The 16,711-nt window shown below is 48.8% G+C and carries 14 protein-coding genes; 7 read left to right on the forward strand and 7 right to left on the reverse strand.

Features of this window, described 5'->3' with window-relative positions:
* Positions 1–9: 9 nt before the first annotated feature.
* The gene (locus H6570_15355) at positions 10–1,221 is read right to left on the reverse strand and encodes a TCR/Tet family MFS transporter (GenBank protein MCB9320659.1); all 1,212 of its coding nucleotides are present in this window, start codon (positions 1,219–1,221) and stop codon (positions 10–12) included.
* Between the two features lie 91 nt (positions 1,222–1,312).
* Complete coding sequence (ruvC, locus tag H6570_15360; protein MCB9320660.1) at positions 1,313–1,876, reverse strand: crossover junction endodeoxyribonuclease RuvC; 564 nt, start codon at positions 1,874–1,876, stop codon at positions 1,313–1,315.
* Positions 1,877–2,142: 266 nt separating this feature from the next.
* On the opposite strand from ruvC, the gene H6570_15365 reads away from it, so the two are divergent.
* The 3 genes from H6570_15365 to H6570_15375 all read left to right on the forward strand — a co-directional run bounded on the left by H6570_15365 (position 2,143) and on the right by H6570_15375 (position 5,139).
* A complete protein-coding gene (locus tag H6570_15365; GenBank protein MCB9320661.1) occupies positions 2,143–2,985 on the forward strand; it encodes a DUF3108 domain-containing protein in 843 nt (280 codons plus the stop codon).
* Between the two features lie 4 nt (positions 2,986–2,989).
* Positions 2,990–3,607, forward strand: a complete 618-nt coding sequence (locus H6570_15370) for a DUF4230 domain-containing protein (protein MCB9320662.1) — start codon at positions 2,990–2,992, stop codon at positions 3,605–3,607.
* A gap of 104 nt (positions 3,608–3,711) precedes the next feature.
* Positions 3,712–5,139: an L-serine ammonia-lyase gene (locus H6570_15375; protein MCB9320663.1), complete on the forward strand. Its 1,428-nt coding sequence runs from the start codon at positions 3,712–3,714 to the stop codon at positions 5,137–5,139.
* A gap of 206 nt (positions 5,140–5,345) precedes the next feature.
* On the opposite strand, the gene H6570_15380 is transcribed toward H6570_15375, so the two are convergent.
* The 5 genes from H6570_15380 to H6570_15400 all read right to left on the reverse strand — a co-directional run bounded on the left by H6570_15380 (position 5,346) and on the right by H6570_15400 (position 9,192).
* Complete coding sequence (locus H6570_15380) at positions 5,346–6,266, reverse strand: helix-turn-helix transcriptional regulator (protein MCB9320664.1); 921 nt, start codon at positions 6,264–6,266, stop codon at positions 5,346–5,348.
* A 9-nt stretch (positions 6,267–6,275) separates the two neighbouring features.
* Positions 6,276–7,184, reverse strand: coding sequence for an NAD(P)H-binding protein (locus tag H6570_15385; protein MCB9320665.1), 909 nt, complete (start codon positions 7,182–7,184; stop codon positions 6,276–6,278).
* Positions 7,185–7,318: 134 nt separating this feature from the next.
* Positions 7,319–7,750 carry a GyrI-like domain-containing protein gene (locus H6570_15390; protein ID MCB9320666.1) on the reverse strand — a complete coding sequence of 144 codons (432 nt, stop codon included), beginning with the start codon at positions 7,748–7,750 and terminating at the stop codon, positions 7,319–7,321.
* A 103-nt stretch (positions 7,751–7,853) separates the two neighbouring features.
* On the reverse strand, positions 7,854–8,435 hold the full coding sequence (nudK, locus tag H6570_15395; GenBank protein ID MCB9320667.1) for a GDP-mannose pyrophosphatase NudK: 582 nt from the start codon (positions 8,433–8,435) through the stop codon (positions 7,854–7,856).
* 76 nt (positions 8,436–8,511) lie between these two features.
* A complete protein-coding gene (locus H6570_15400) occupies positions 8,512–9,192 on the reverse strand; it encodes a TetR/AcrR family transcriptional regulator (GenBank protein MCB9320668.1) in 681 nt (226 codons plus the stop codon).
* 297 nt (positions 9,193–9,489) lie between these two features.
* Here H6570_15400 and H6570_15405 point away from each other — a divergent pair, with 297 nt between their 5' ends.
* From H6570_15405 to H6570_15420, 4 genes are all read left to right on the forward strand, one after another.
* Entirely contained in the window at positions 9,490–10,137 is a 648-nt protein-coding gene (locus tag H6570_15405; GenBank protein MCB9320669.1) for a 2OG-Fe(II) oxygenase, read from the forward strand.
* Between the two features lie 80 nt (positions 10,138–10,217).
* Positions 10,218–10,892, forward strand: a complete 675-nt coding sequence (locus H6570_15410; GenBank protein MCB9320670.1) for a response regulator transcription factor — start codon at positions 10,218–10,220, stop codon at positions 10,890–10,892.
* Complete coding sequence (locus H6570_15415) at positions 10,889–12,262, forward strand: HAMP domain-containing protein (GenBank protein MCB9320671.1); 1,374 nt, start codon at positions 10,889–10,891, stop codon at positions 12,260–12,262. Before H6570_15410 ends, H6570_15415 begins: the two co-directional genes overlap by 4 nt.
* A 117-nt stretch (positions 12,263–12,379) precedes the next feature.
* Complete coding sequence (locus tag H6570_15420) at positions 12,380–16,699, forward strand: CusA/CzcA family heavy metal efflux RND transporter (GenBank protein MCB9320672.1); 4,320 nt, start codon at positions 12,380–12,382, stop codon at positions 16,697–16,699.
* Positions 16,700–16,711: the final 12 nt, after the last annotated feature.

Below are 16,711 nucleotides of genomic sequence, written 5' to 3' on the forward strand. Positions count from 1 at the left end.
ACAGAAGTTTCAGATTTCCTTACGGTGCAATGTCCGGTAGGCTATTACCGCACTTAAAAGCATGAGAACCGATCCAAGAAAGAAGGGTAGTCCGGGGATATGAAATGGGGCATTGGCGCTGGTCGCATAAGTAAATAATCCCGTCATCAATGGAGGTCCGATGATTGATGTCACGCTGATCAGGCTGGTCAGAGCGCCTTGCAGCTCACCCTGCGCATTGGGCGGAACCTGGCTGGTAATGATGGACTGCAATGCTGGTCCGGCAATACCTCCCAGACAATAAGGTAATAAGAAAGCATACATCATCCAACTCTGGAAGGCAAAGCCAAAAAGCGCCAGACCCAGTGCATAAAGCAGTAGACCCACGTAGGAGCTTCTGGTATCCCCGAGGATCGGATTGATCACCCGGATCAGTCCACCTTGAACTGCGCCTACCAACAAACCGACCAGGGCCAATGAAAGACCTACCATGCCTTCCGACCAGTTGAACCGGTACATGGTGTAATAACTCCAGTTGCTTTGTACAGCATGAGCACCGATGTAGACCAGGGCAAAGGAGATGAAAAGTCCGCTGATGGACGGATATTTGCGTAAATGAGCGATCGCACCGAATGGATTGGCGCGCTTCCAGTCAAATTCTCTCCGGTTTTCCGTACCGAGTGATTCAGGCAATACAAAGTAGCCGTACATCCAGTTGACCAGGGTCAGTCCGGCGGCTGCAAAGAAGGGCACCCGCGTGCCTATTTCTCCCAACCAGCCACCCAATGCAGGACCCAGGATAAAGCCCAGGCCGAAGGCTGCGCCGATCATGCCAAAATTATTAGCACGGTTTTCTTTGGTGCTGATATCGGCAATGTAGGCGGCTGCAGTCGTGAAGCTGGCACCAGTGATGCCGGCTAAGGTGCGGCCAACAAACAGCCAATAAAAACTGGGTGCAAAACCCAGGATGAGGTAATCCAGAAAGAAGCCAAACAAAGAGATCAACAGAACAGGCCGGCGGCCATATTTATCGCTGAGATTGCCCAGAATCGGGGCGAAGATAAACTGCATGATGGCGTACATGGCGGTAAGCATACCACCGTAACGGCTGGCTTCATTGACCGGAATATCCAGCATGGAAGAAATCAGGGATGGCAGAACAGGTATGATAATGCCAAATCCGATCACATCAATCAGAAGCGTAACGAAGATAAAGCCGATAGCAGCCTTGCGGTTTTTCATAGCAAGGACAAATGTAATCCAAATGCCTTAACAAAACAGCAGAAGAAGTACAGGTAATGTTCCGTGAAACAAGCTATTTAATCCGGATAGACTACATCAGGCGGTCCGGGTTATCCTTGATAAACTGACCCCATCCGGAGCCCTTTGCCCCTCGTTTAACCGGGCTGTTTTGTTTAAAGTGATGGCAGACTGCTGTGGCTAACGCATCGGAAGCATCGAGTTTTTGTGATTCCAGGTTTACGGCCAGCAGATGTTCCAGCATCGCTGCCACCTGCTCTTTGGTGGCATTGCCATTACCGGTGACCGACTGCTTGATCATTTTCGGAGAATACTCTTCAATATGCAGCCCCATGGTGATGGCTGCTGCAATCGAGACACCCTGGGCCCGGCCTAGTTTCAGCATCGACTGTACATTTTTGCCAAAAAAAGGCGATTCAATGGCCATTATTTCCGGCCGGAAACATTCGATCACATCCTGGAGCTGCAGGTAGATCTCCTTGAGCTTGGTCTGGTGGTCTTTCCATTTGGTCAGACTGATGACACCCATCTGGATCAATTGCAGATGATCACCCCAGGTGTCCAGCACCGCATAACCCAGGATGTTGGTTCCGGGGTCTACACCAAGAATGCGCCGGCGTTCCGGTTTTTGCTTCATAGGTGCAAGATAGAACAATCGGAATAGTTATTGCATTATTTCCTTATATGTAATCAGAGCGATAAACACACAGGTAATGCAGCTGGATCGTTTATTTGAATGGTGCTGCAGGGTAAAAATATCAATCGGATGACCCGCGGTATTGTACCTTCGTTGAACTTTTTAAGCAGAAGCATACTTATAGACATAAATACTAAACCAGTGATCCCGTCGTTCCTGAAAAGGTTGAAAATGGTTGGGATTTACTAAACCGGGAACAGAATTATATGCCAAAAATATTTTCCATTGCATTGATCCTTTTTCTGTTTTCCGGCAGAGAACATCCGCAGCGGAAAGTGGAATCACCCGTGGAAGCATCGACCATTGATCTGTGCGAAGTGGGCAATTCGGCATTCCAGGATGGTGAAACCATTACCTATAAACTATATTACAACTGGAACTTCATCTGGCTTGCAGCCGGCGAAGTGGAATTTAAGGTAAAGACCTATCCGGACTTTATCAAAGTCTCCGCCCGGGGAAAGACTTATCCCTCCTACGAATGGTTTTTTAAGGTAGACGATTATTTCGAAGCTCATCTGGACAAGGAGACTTTGCTTCCTACCCTATCCATTCGGGATGTCCACGAAGGAAGCTATACACGATACGATAAAGTGATCCTGGATCAGAAGAATCATCAGGCTACCTATTACTGGGGCCCCGACAAGTCCAATACCCAGAGTGCCCAGAAAGCCGTCAACGGCTGTATGCACGACATTCTGTCTGTCATCTACACGTTGCGTAACGTCAATGTAGGATCCTGGCAGGTCAACCAGCAATTGCCGGTCTCCATCTTTCTCGATAAGGAAGCCTGGAATGTAGGAGTCACCCTGGTGGATAAATACGAAGAAAAGCGGATCAAGGGACAGGGTAAGGCACAGACCCATCACCTCGAACCCCAACTGATCACCGGTAATGTATTTAAAGAAGGGGATCAAATGCAGATCTGGGTATCCGCTGATGCAAATCACATCCCACTGATGATCGAATCTCCGGTTTCTGTGGGTTCGGTTAAGGCCGTGATCAAGAGTTGGTCCCGGTTAAAATACCCTTTCGAACTGGACAATCCCTGACCCTATGGCCTTGCGTAAATCCTCATTTCCCTGGCGATTGTTTCTACTGGTTGTTTTGGCTGGCATTTTGCTGACCACCGTTTATGTCCTGCGTTCCGGATGGATGCAGGCACTGCAGAAAAAGGAAGCGGTAACCTCAACTGTCCTTCTGGAACGCATCCAGAAAGTGGCTAAACTCATCACGGTTGAAGGCCATTTCAGTGAGATCTACGATTATAAGGACTATTACTGGGCGGACTTCAGCCCATTTCGTAAAAAAGCGCTGTTGCGTATCAAAGCAAAGGTGTCGATGGGTTACGATTTTAGTCAGTTTCATGCGGAAGCCGATCCGAAAAAGCTCACCATCACCATTGACCCGCTGGGTGAACCGGAGATCCTGTCCATTGATCACGACATCGATTATTACGACATTTCCGAAGGAACATTTAATGGATTCACCTCTACCGACTATACCAGACTTTCCGAAGAAGCGAAGAACTTCATCCGGCATCAGGCTGAAAACTCGGACCTCAGGCAACAAGCCGCCGAACAGGGCAAGGATCTGATGGACCTGGTAACCATGATGGTGGAGCAGGCAGGCTGGAAGCTGGAGATAAGGCAGGGGAAAGCGTTATTGAAATAGTCACCGGGCACGAGAGTGTCTGCAGATTCTGACAATTAAAGGCTGCGAACATTTTTCCTGAGTGCCAGACAGCGACAATCCTTCAATCTGGCTACATTTAGGCTATGCATCACGAAAGTATTTCCGTACTGGATATCTTTAAGATTGGGGTAGGACCTTCGAGTTCACATACCCTGGGCCCGTGGCGGGCAGCACTGGCTTTTCTCCATTGGCTGGAGGAGCAGGATCACTTCAATGATCTGATGCGGCTCCAGGTGCATTTGTTTGGATCGTTGGCCAAGACCGGTCATGGCCATGGCACCGATATCGCGGTGCAACTGGGGTTGCAGGGTGAGGATCCGGTGACGTTCGACACAACCAGGATTGAAGCTGCCATTCAGAACATCGCTTTTAATCAGTCACTTCTGCTTGGTGGCAGGCGATACCTTCCGTTTGATCCGGCAACCGACCTGGTTTTCTTTACAGATATCACCCTCGATTACCATCCCAATGCACTGACCTTTGTCGCAGAGCTTGAGAACGGCGAGACCTTGGCCAAGACATACTATTCGATCGGAGGAGGATTTATCCAGCAGCACGAGCAGAGTCACGTCTCCACGCTGGAACCTGTGGTCCTAAGGTATCCCATTGAGACCGCCGAGGAATTGGTGCAATACTGTTTGAAAAATGCCTGTTCCATCTCGGAAGTGGTCTGGGAAAATGAAAAGGCGTGGCGTCCTTCCCGCGATACGGGAGCAGCGTTATGGCAGATCTGGGAGACCATGCGGGATTGCATCTACCGGGGATGTCATTCGCCGGGGCAGTTGCCCGGAGGATTGCATGTACGGCGGCGGGCGCCCGATTTTAATAAGAAGATGCTGAAAAACTTCCCTTATACGGACTACGACAACTGGATCGAGGCCATCCGGCAGAGCGCCCAACAGGATTTTCAGAAGATCCTGGTCTGGGTAAGCTGTTTTGCCCTGTCCGTCAATGAGGAGAACGCATCCTTCGGACGGGTAGTCACGGCCCCGACCAATGGCGCTGCCGGGGTTATCCCGGCCGTATTGCAATACTACATCACCTTCCTGGGCGGGAATCAGCGCAGTAAAATCATTCGCTTCCTGCTCGTAGCCGGTGAGCTGGGGAGCATCTTCAAGAAGGGATCCACCATCTCGGCAGCCATGGGTGGCTGTCAGGCAGAGATCGGCGTATCTTCAGCCATGGCGGCGGGAGCACTGACCGATTGTCTGGGTGGCAGTATCCGCCAGGTCCTGATGGCTGCGGAAATCGCTATGGAGCACCACCTGGGACTTACCTGCGACCCGGTGGGTGGTCTGGTCCAGATCCCCTGCATCGAGCGCAATACCATGGGTGCCATCAAGGCCATCACCGCAAGCCAGATTGCCCTGCAATCCAATCCCGAACACGCCCGTGTCCACCTGGATGCGGTTATCAAGACCATGTGGGAGACGGCTCAGGATATGAGCCACAAATACAAGGAGACTTCGGAAGGAGGGCTGGCCGTGCAGGTAGGGTTATCGGAATGTTGAATGTTGAATGTTGAAGGTTGAGTCCACTTCGGAAAGTCAATTGCAATAAGCCTCTCCGCTCGACGCTTTAAGGCGTCTCGGTCGACCTGCCTGTCCGTTTAGGCGGGGATGACATCGGGTTTTTGGCTTTTCCGAAGTACACTCAAGATTGAATGAGGTGTCTCGTCCTGGAAACTATTGACGGATTCAGTGATTAAGACGCCGGCCTAATTAAACGATTGCCTGAATTCAAGCGGACTTTGTTTGGTCTTGATTTTAAACAGCTTGCTAAAGGATTGTGATTGCCCAAAACCCAAAGCATAGGCAATTTCACTCACGGTGAGATCCGTGGTTGATAATTTTTGTTTTGCTTCTGCTATCAGTTTTTCATGTATGTGCTGCTGGGTGGTCTGCCCGGTAAGTTCTTTCAATAATGCACTTAAATACCCCGGAGACAGATTCAGATTTTCAGCCAGGTATTGCACCGTTGGCAATCCCTGCAGAGTAAGCTCATCGCTGTGGAAATAGTCGTCAAGCAATTTCTCCATGCGATCCAGGATTCGGTGATTTGAAATTTTTCGGGTAATGAATTGTCGCTTGTAAAACCGGTCAGAATAATTCAGCAAGGTCTCTACCAGGGAGACAATGATCTGCTGGCTAAACTGGTCGGTATTGGTATTGATCTCCTTCCGGATGTTCCCGATAATTGAATTGAGCGTTCGTTCTTCCTCATCCGATAAAAAAAGTGCTTCGTTTACTTCATAGTCAAAATAGTTGTATTTCCTGATGTTTGTCGCGAGGGGAGTTCCCCATAACAGATCGGGATGGATGAGTAACATCCACCCGGATCGTTGTTCCTGCTGTTGTGGCGAAGTCTCGACGCCAAATACCTGATTGGGTCCAATAAAAAACATCACGCCTTCGTCAAAATCGTATTGCTGTTGCCCGTATTTGTATTTGGCACCGATACCTCTTTTTACGGCTATGTTGTAAAAATCAAACACCAGACTGGATGGCTCGTTTTCCTCCCTGCACCTGGTTTCTCCATAATTGACAATGCTGATCAGCGGATGCCGGGGAGCCGGTAAGCCTTTGTATTTGTGAAATTCAGCGATTGTATGGACCCGATGGATACTGTTGCCGGTCATAATTCAAATTTAGTCTTGTTGACTGTAAACAAGGGCAAAATCTTTGGCAAATTCAGCGAACTTAACCTTTCCCGGAAGCGGTTTGTTGCGATAATAATCTTCATAGAGAGAACCATTCCGCTGAGCTGCCTGCATCTCAATAAATCCGGATGCAATGGTTTTATTCATCCCGAGTGACAGCATGCCGTATAACAAAGTTTCGTCCGGAATAACCATCCATTTCAGATCAGATTTGCCAATCGCTTCACCAAGTTGTTTGGCGATTTCAGTGGCGGAGATTTCTTCGCTGGTAATGTAGCGAACCGTTCTGCCATCGAAGGGCTTATCGATTTCGTCAGCGATGGTGTGGGCGATGTCCAGGGGTGAAACCCACGGCTCGGGAGTATCGCTACCGAAGTTTTGTACGATCGCATTCTGGGACCGGATGGTTGGTATGGACCGGTAGAGGTTGGTATAAAAGCCGACGGGGCGCATGAATTTGATGGAGATCATGACCGGAAGGGTATGCAAGACCTGCTCTACAAGGTGGTGATAAGCAAGGACGCCATTACCTTTATTGGTGTGGGCGCCAATGGTGCTCAGATAAATGACTTTTTTGATGCCGGTTTCGAGAATAGCCTGTTTGTAAGTGTTGGCCAACCGGTTAAATCCTGCCTCAAAGTCCACGTTGGCATCAAACAGACTGCCAATGGCTTCCCAGATCCCCATCAGATAGACCACATCAGCACCCCGGAAGATCCTGGTCAGAAATTCAACATCGGTAACCATTCCGATGGCTGCTTTAGCTCCCAATGCTTCGATAGCTCGTCGCCTCTCGTCGTGACTGCTGATGACGGTAACTGAATGACCATCGTGAACCAATTGCCGGGTAAGCGGCTTGCCTATATTGCCAAGTGAACCGGTGAGGATAATTTTCATGCTGCTGTTTTTTTACTGAAGCAAAATTCCGGCGCAATCAAATAGCAGCTGTGTTCAAATCAACGGATGTTGTGTCAGAAAGGCCGTTAATTACGGACTGCTCTCTGGATGAATCACCATTTTACTGGACTGTATCAGAGGATACCCATGATTAGTTCTGTTTCGAGTTTGCTTTCATCCGCTGACCAGTGTCCGTAAATTTCGATGGATGGGCTGGTCGCATGATAGCCCAGCATGTTGAGTTCAAGGGCCATTCTTTCCCAGGCTTCTTTTAGGTGATGATAGGGGCCGGTATGCATAAAGGAGGCATGCTTATCAAGCGTCAGGGTCATTTTTTCCAGTCCGACATCGACACGGGGAGTATCAATGAGTTCAACTCCGGTAAATACAGTACCGGAATTACCATAAACCCAGATGTTTTTTCCTCTGTTTTCCAGACCCTTTGCTTTAACGACATTCCACATCTTATTGCTTAAAGCAAATGCGGTTGCCGAATAATTTTTATCCGGAGCTTTAGCACCAAATCCATAAATGGTAAGATGCAATTTATCAAGTATTATTTCCATGTTTTGCGAGAGTGTCAATTAGCATCACAACCCATTTTGGAGAACATGCATCAGTACCTACCAGTGCATTTCAGGGACAAAGGCAAGTTCTTGTTGCGGGCATTTAAACCAGATGATTGATTTTGGCATATTGCAGCAGGATGATCGTTTTTGCATCCTTAATCTCTCCCGTATGGATCAAATGATAGGCATCCTCAAAATCCAACTCCAGGACTTCAATATTTTCTTGTTCTTCCATTAAACCGCCTCCCTCACTAACTTTCATTTCCTGGTCGTATTCGGCGACAAAAAAATACAGAACTTCAGTCACGGAGCCTGGTGACATGTAAGACTCAAATATCTTCGTCACTTTACTTATGCGGTACCCCGTCTCTTCTTCTGTTTCTTTTCGAATGCAATCTTCCGGATTGTCTTTATCCAATAATCCGGCACAGGCTTCAATTAACAACCCATTATCGTTTCCATTTATGTAAGTAGGCAACCGGAATTGCCGGGTAAGAATTACCGTTTTTTTAAGCCGGTTGTAGAGCAGTATGGTGGCTCCATTGCCCCGGTCATATGCCTCCCTGGTTTGCGACTCCCATTCTCCATTCTTTTTCTGATAGTCGTAGGTCACTTTATTCAGGACATACCAATTATCGGAGAGGATTTCCTTTTTTTGGATCTTTACCCTATCGTTCTGCATTCACTTGTTCTTTTTTCAGATGCTTGATGGCATGAAAAATTACAACAAAATGATCTATTGCAGGTTTTGGGTTAAATCAGGAATTACCCAGCAGTTTAAATGCAAAATAATTTAACAGACCTTCCAGCGGTTCCATGTTGCCGGCGATCAGGGTGATGTCAGTAAGCGCCGGGATGTGCTGGGCAAAGTAAGTATAGTGATTGGCCATCTCCAGCAGGTTGCTGGACAGCGCCTGGGGGTAGGGGAATTTGGGGTTGACTTCTTTGATGATCTCTGCGATCTCCTGGCACAGGTGCTTATACGTCTCAAAGTGGCCTTTCTGGTTTTCTTCATCGACCGCCTTGCTGTGATAAGCCTTGGTGCCTTCGGTGATCACAATGCGGTGAAGGGCTTCCCGGTCGATGTAGTCCGGTGGCAGGGCCATCTGAATGGTATCGGTGATGGTCTTGATGACGATCTTCAGTTTTTGCCCGGCCTCCTTGATGTTCATCGTGTTGTAGCTGAGGCGGTGTCGCAGCCATTCCCAGTACCAGGAGACCAGATAGACCAGCAGGGCATGCTTATTTTCAAAATAACGGTATACGGAAGCTTCTGTACAACCGATCTGTTCCGCTAACTTCTTGAAGGTAAACGACTCCAGACCCAGTTCATCTATCATACTGATGCTATGCCGGATGATGTTGCGACCCAATTTCGTATCCTGCGGATCTCGCAAAAAAACGGGAGCATCAATCTCCACCTTGATGGAAACGCTCATGCCTCATTTATTTAGTGCGAAAATAGTAATACTATCCAAAACAGTTGTTTTTATGGCATCCCCGGAGCTCCTTTTGTTTGTCAAAGGTAGCCGCTTTGTCCCGTGATCGACAATTCGATCGAAACCTGTCCGGACAGATCCATAGCTCTCAATCTATTGCAAATATAGTAATACTATTATTAATGGGAGTATATTTATCTTTTTGATTTCTGCGATGCCCGGTCCTGAGATAGGGTGCTCGTGAATTTTTATCCGTGAGATAGAGCGAATCCTTAATTTCACGCGCTTAACATTGCTATGCACGACACATGGACATTCAGCGCTGAAAGCCCCCTATGGGATCAGCTTGGCGGTGATGGTTACAGCCTCATCGATGCCTTTCTTTCAGCAGAAGAAGTGGAGCGATCTCTTGACCTGATCCACCGGCGGGAAGAAGAAGACCGCTTTCAATCTGCCGGTATAGGTACGCTGGGAGACTACCAGAAGAACCGGGTCATCCGGAATGACTACATCTGCTGGCTGGATCCTTCCCTGCCGGACCATCCACTCCAATTTTTCTTTGACCGCATCCGGGAGCTTATTCAGGGGCTGAACCGGTACTGCTACCTTGGTCTGCAGGATTTTGAATTTCATCTGGCTTATTATCCGGCCGGATCCTATTACCGCAAGCACCTGGATTCTTTTCGGGGGCGTCATAACCGCATCATAACGGTAGTCTGTTATTTGAATCAGCACTGGACGCGGGGTGACGGTGGAGAATTGGTGATCTATCCGGAGCAGGGCGACAGCATCATGGTAGAGCCCATTGCCGGGAGGGCAGCCGTTTTTTTGAGTGAAACGATACCGCATGAGGTGCTGGAAGCCCACCAGCCACGCTTCAGCATCACCGGATGGTTAACCAAGACCCCGCTGGGAACAGGATTCCTTCACCAGCAGTCGCTCTGAAATAACTCACAGCCAAGCCTTTAAGCAAATCTTAAGCCGTGTCTGCTGCATACTACCTGAAAATGAGCGAATTTAGCGGCATGCGGATTCTGATTGTGGAAGATGAAAAGGGTATATCCCAATTCCTCCAGCAAGGATTGGAAGAAGAAGCTTACCAGGTCACGGTGGCCCAGGATGGTCATGAAGGGCTTTTACGGGGGAAGGATACGGATTTGGACCTTATCTTACTGGACTGGATGCTTCCCGGCATAAGCGGGCTGGAGGTGTGCCGGCAATTACGGGCTGAAGACATTCATACACCCATCATTTTTCTTACAGCAAAGGATACCGTCCCGGAGACCATCGCAGGACTGGAAGCAGGAGCGAATGACTACATCAAGAAGCCTTTCCACTTTGAAGAATTGCTTGCCCGCATCCGGGTGCAATTACGCCCGGCTCAGGAGGTCCACGATCACCTTACCCTGGGAGATATAGTTTTGGATGCCACCGCACACCGTGTATTCCGGGGGGATCAGGAGATTGCACTGACACAGAAAGAGTTTGCATTGCTGAAATACCTGCTCGAGCACAAAGGCATGGTTTGTGAGCGTACCCAGATCATCCGCGACGTGTGGGACATTCATTTTGATTACAATACCAGTATCATTGAAGTTTACATCAATGCGTTGAGAAAAAAACTGGAATTACACAAAGAGGAGGATGTGATCCAGACCATCCGCGGAATCGGTTACATTGCCAGAGAAACGAGCCTATGACATTAAAAAACCGCATCGCTCTAAATTATATGGTGGCAACAGCTTTTGTGGTGGCTCTTGTTTTTGCCATCATATATCTCATTGTACATACCACAGTATATTACAATCTGGACCGGTTCCTGACCTACGAAGCAGAAAAGCACCTGGGAGAAATCGTTAATGCACATGATAGTATTCTTTTCATCAACAAAGCCGAATGGGCCGAACGGGAACACCGGGAAGTACAGGTCCAGCCGGTATTTATCCAGTTAACGGATCCCCAGGGTCATGTTATGGACAGATCACCCAATCTGAAACTGGACACCCTGTTCCTGGATCAGACAAGAACCAATGAAGAGCGGTTTAACACCCAATTGAACCATCAGGCTATCCGGCAGATCCAGGTGCCTTACCGGCCGTTGGGTACCTTAAAAGGTTACATTGTGGCTGCCGCCTCACGGGAGGATGCACTCTTCCTGCTAAGAAATTTGAGAAACATCCTCCTGATCCTCTTTCCGGTGGTCCTCATCGGCTTGTTTATCATCACCCGGATCATTGCCGGTCGGTCCATCAGGCCGATCCAGGTTATCACTACCACCGCTGACCGCATCACCAGAAATAACCTGAACGAACGCATCACTCCACCAAAAAATAAAGACGAATTGTACACGCTGACCGCATCCATCAACGAACTGCTTCAGCGTATGGAGGATGCCCTTGAACGGGAGAAACAATTTACTTCCGATGCCTCCCACGAACTGCGTACACCACTGTCGGTCCTGAAAGGCACGCTGGAGGTACTCAACAGGAAATGGCGTACACCAGAGGAGTACCGGGAGAAGATCCAGTACAGCATTCAGGAGATCGATCGTATGTCGCGTATTGTAGATCAATTATTAATGCTGGCCCGGTTTGAGAAAGAACACAACACCCTGCGACTGCAACCTTTATCCCTGCCAGCGATCCTGGATGAGGTCATCAGCCGGAATGCCGCTTCCATCGAGGAAAAAAAATTACGGGTGGCCCTGGATCATCCGGGTGATGTGGAAATCATATCGGATCCGTATTACATGGATATGATCATAGAGAATCTGCTATCCAATGCCATTAAGTACTCGCCGGAAGGAGCCCAGATCCTTATTCATCTGGAGCAGAATGCCGGTCGGGTCAAATGTGTGATCAAAGACCATGGTATCGGCATAAAAGCGGAGGATATTCCTTTGTTATTTAATCCTTTTTACCGCTCTGAAGCGCTCAAACATCATCACATCAGCGGTAATGGGCTAGGATTATCCATTGTCAAAAAAGCATGCCAGATTGCAAATGTCAAGATCCACCTCAACTCCATGGCAAATCAGGGTACTGAAGTGGAGCTGGTATTCAACGGGTAGGGCATCAGGGTTTCTCCAGGCTAAACTCACCTGGCTTTTTAAGCCAATCTTAAGGGACAAATCCGGTCATGGAGGTTGTAACCGACCTAATTTTGAAGTTTAAACAGAGAATTCCCAATGCTGGAAAAAATCATTAATTACAGCATCCACCATAAGCTGATTGTTCTTCTTTTTACGCTGGGTATTATTGGATTTGGCATTTATTCATTGTCCCTGATACCCATCGGAGCGGTACCGGATGTAACCAACAATCAGGTTCAGGTGATCACCACTTCCCGTAACCTCTCAACCCAGGATGTCGAAAAATTCCTGACCTACCCGGTAGAGCTGGAAATGGCAAACCTGCCGGGGGTTAAAGAAATCCGGTCGGTGTCAAAATTCGGGCTGTCCGTGGTGACGATCGTGTTTGAAGATAACATCGGAACCTATCTGCCGCGGCAGTTGATCGCCGAGAAACTCAAGACTGCCGTTGAAAAAATTCCCAGTGGATTTGGTAGCCCGTTTATGGGTCCGGTGTCCACAGGTCTGGGAGAGATTTACCAGTATGTGCTGGATGTGGATTCTGCCTATGCCGACCAATACACCATTACAGATTTGCGTACCATCCAGGACTGGATTGTGAAAAGGGCACTCTCCGGTATTCCCGGAGTGGTTGAAGTCAACACCTGGGGTGGTTATCTGAAGCAATATGAAGTGGCTATTGACCCGGAGCGTTTACGTGCGATGGGGATTTCACTCACTGAAGTTTACGATGCCCTCGAGGCAAACAATAATGTAGCCGGTGGCGGTTACATCGAGCGGACCAACGAGAGCTACTTCATCCGCGGAGAAGGGCTGGTCAAATCGCTGGAAGACATCCGTCAGATCGTGGTTACCAACCGGGAGGGTCTGCCTGTGTTCATCAGAGACCTTGCCACGGTAGGCTTTGGACATGCCACCCGGTTTGGAGCCATCACGGCAAATGGTGAGGGGGAGAAAGTACTTGGTCAGGTTATGATGCTCAAAGATGCCAACTCCAAAGCGGTGATCGGGCGCGTCAAGGACCGTGTGGTAAAAATTCAGAAATCACTACCTCCCGGAGTGCGCATCAATGCCTTTCTGGAGCGAAGTGAACTCATCGGGAAGACGACTCATACGATAGCCGAAAACCTGATCCTGGGGTGTCTGATCGTCATCTTTGTCGTGGTCCTGCTGCTGGGAAATCTGCGCTCAGGTCTGGTGGTTGCCTCTCTGATCCCGTTGAGTCTGTTATTTGCGTTATCGTTGATGTACTTGTTTGGCGTCGATGCCAACCTGATGAGCCTTGGTGCCATTGACTTTGGGATTATCATAGACGGGGCTGTGATCATCGTTGAATACATCGCCTTCCGCATAACCCAGGATCGTAAAAAACTGCTGGCTGCCGGTGCCCATGAAAAACAGAACCTGATCGACAAAATAACTTTCCAGGGAGCTACGAAAATGATGAACTCTGCCGTATTTGGTCAGCTGATCATCATCATCGTATTTATTCCCATTCTTTCATTGGCCAATGTAGAAGGTAAAATGTTCCGTCCAATGGCGTTGGTGTTCAGTTTTGCTCTGATTGGCGCCATGGTTTTATGCTTCACCTATATTCCGGTCGTTTCATCACTATTTCTGAAACCTTCGGATCCCGATAAAAAGAACGTGTCCAATCGACTAATCGGGTTATTGCAGGGTTGGTATACACCCAGCATCATCTGGGCGCTCCGCAACAAAGCTGTGGTTCTCGGCATTGCCATCAGTTTCATGATCGGGGCATTTTTCCTGTTCTCCCGAATGGGAGGAGAATTTGTACCTACCCTTGATGAAGGTGATTTTGTCATCCAGCCGGTATTAAAAACCGGTACTTCGCTCAGTAAGACCATAGAGACCATTACCCAGATGGAAAAAGTGATCAAATCTTTTCCGGAGGTCAATCAGGTGGTGACCAGGATTGGTGCGGCAGAAGTGCCTACCGACCCGATGTCGATGGAAGAAAGCGATGTTATCATTACCCTTAAAGACAAGAGTACCTGGACGACAGCCAGTTCGAAAGATGCCCTGGCAGATTCATTAAAAGCAGCACTGAGTGTATTGCCCGGCATCGAATACGAGTTCACGCAACCGATCGAGATGCGCTTCAATGAATTGATCACCGGGGTACGGGCCGACCTGGCTATAAAAGTATTCGGAGAGGATCTGGACCAATTGTACTCAATCGGGACAAAGATCAAAACCGCCATCGAAAACGTACCGGGCGCCTCCGACATTACCCTGGAGAAGATTGCAGGATTACCCCAGATGAGCGTGGTCTACGATCGTCAGAAAATCGCGAAATACGGACTCAATGTAGCCGATCTCAATAAGGTCATCAGCATGGGGTTTGCCGGACTGCCTGCCGGGACGATCTTTGAAGGCGAAAAACAATTTGATCTGGTCCTACGCTACGATGAGGCTAATCGTAAGGACATACAAAATATCCGGGATGCCAGCCTAACCTTACCCAATGGACAGCAACACCCGCTGCGCGAATTCGCGCAAATTACCTATACCTCTGGCCCGGCTAAAATATCCCGGGATAATACCCGTCGGCGGATTGTCGTAGGCGTAAATGTTCGTAACCGGGACCTGGAATCTGTCGTGGAGGATGTCCAGCAAATCATTGACAAGGAAGTCAAATTACCGGCAGGATATTCCATCGATTACGGCGGCCAGTTTGAAAATTTGCGCAGCGCCAAATCCCGTCTGATGGTTGCTGTGCCAATTGCACTGGTGCTCATCTTTATCTTATTGTATTTCGCGTTCAGTTCGGTGCGGGATGCTTTGATGATCTACAGTGCCATTCCGCTGGCGTCAGTGGGAGGCATCCTGTTACTCTACCTGCGGGGCATGCCTTTCAGCATATCTGCAGGAGTGGGTTTCATTGCCTTATTTGGTATAGCGGTGCTGAATGGTATTGTGCTGATAGAGCACTTCAAGGAGTTAAAGGCACACGGGATGAGCAACATCAATCAGCGGATCATCGTCGGAACCAAGGAGCGCCTGCGTCCGGTCCTGCTCACGGCAGGGGCGGCAGCGCTCGGCTTTTTGCCGATGGCGATCTCCAATTCCGCCGGTGCGGAGGTCCAGCGACCACTGGCCACGGTGGTCATCGGAGGATTGATCTCGGCCACCTTGTTAACCATGATCGTTCTGCCGGTGCTTTACGCCATATTTGATCGCCGGAAGACCCAATCCATCAAGCCGAAAAATATGTTATGGGTTGGGATATTATTGATCATCGGCACTGCTGGGTTTGGACAGACGCCGGTAAGCCTGGAGCAGGCAATCTCGAAGGCAGAAGCCAATAATGCCGGACTTCAGGCCACTCAACTGGGCATATTACATGCACAAAAGCTGGTCGGTACTGCTTATAACATCGACAAGACCATGGTTTATTATGGTTACGATATGGCTAATATTGCTGAAAATGGCAAGCCACTGCATGTTCTTGGACTGAACCAGGTTATGCATTATCCTTCCGTCTACCGGGCACAGCAACAGGTCCTGGAAGCCCAGGTCGGATTACAGGAGCGCCAATACGACATTGAAACCAGGGTCATCCGTCGTGCCGTATCTCTGGCCTATAACGATGCCATCTACTGGCAGCAGGTGAGTGATCATTATGCTTACCTGGACAGCCTTTATAGCGCTTTTGCTACCGCTGCAGCACGCCGGTATGAAGTCGGTGAAACCAATTACCTGGAAAAAATCACCGCAGAAACCAAACAGCAGGACCTGGATCTGCAATGGCGACAAGCTCAATCACAAAACCTGCGTGCCCGGCAAATGCTCCTCCAATGGATCCAGTCCGGCGATTCCCTGGTCCTAACCGACACATTGCCTCTTCTTCAGCCACAACCCTTTGATGCCTCCGCCCATCCTTCGTTACGGTATTTCCAACAGGCCATGGTTGCCAGTGAGAAGCGGGTAGAACTGGCCCGGGAGCAGCTGAAACCGGATCTGCATATGGACCTGTTTCAAGGGATCAATGGCGGGCCATCGGCTAGGTCATATCTCGGATTCACGGCGGGGGTAGGGATTCCATTGTGGCGTAAAGCACAAAAAGCAACCATCGAGGCAGCCGGGATGGAAGGCGATATTTTGGCAAAATCAGCCTATAATGAAGAATACAAACTCTCATCAAGATACCTGCAGCTGGCAACCGATCTGCAGCGCTATCAGGAAGGGATGCACTTCTACAACCAGAATGGCCGTATCCTGGCTGAAGCGCTCATACAAAATGGCAATAAGGCCTTTATGAATGGAGAAATTGACTTCCTTCAGTATGTTCAATTGCTTGAACAAGCCAAACAACTTGAATTAAACTACCTGGAAAACCGGCATCTCTACAATCAGACCGTGATTGAAATGAATCATTTATTAAACGACTAATTGCGACGGCAC

The sequence above is a fragment of the Lewinellaceae bacterium genome (assembly GCA_020636135.1).
Taxonomy (GTDB): Bacteria; Bacteroidota; Bacteroidia; order Chitinophagales; family Saprospiraceae; genus JAGQXC01.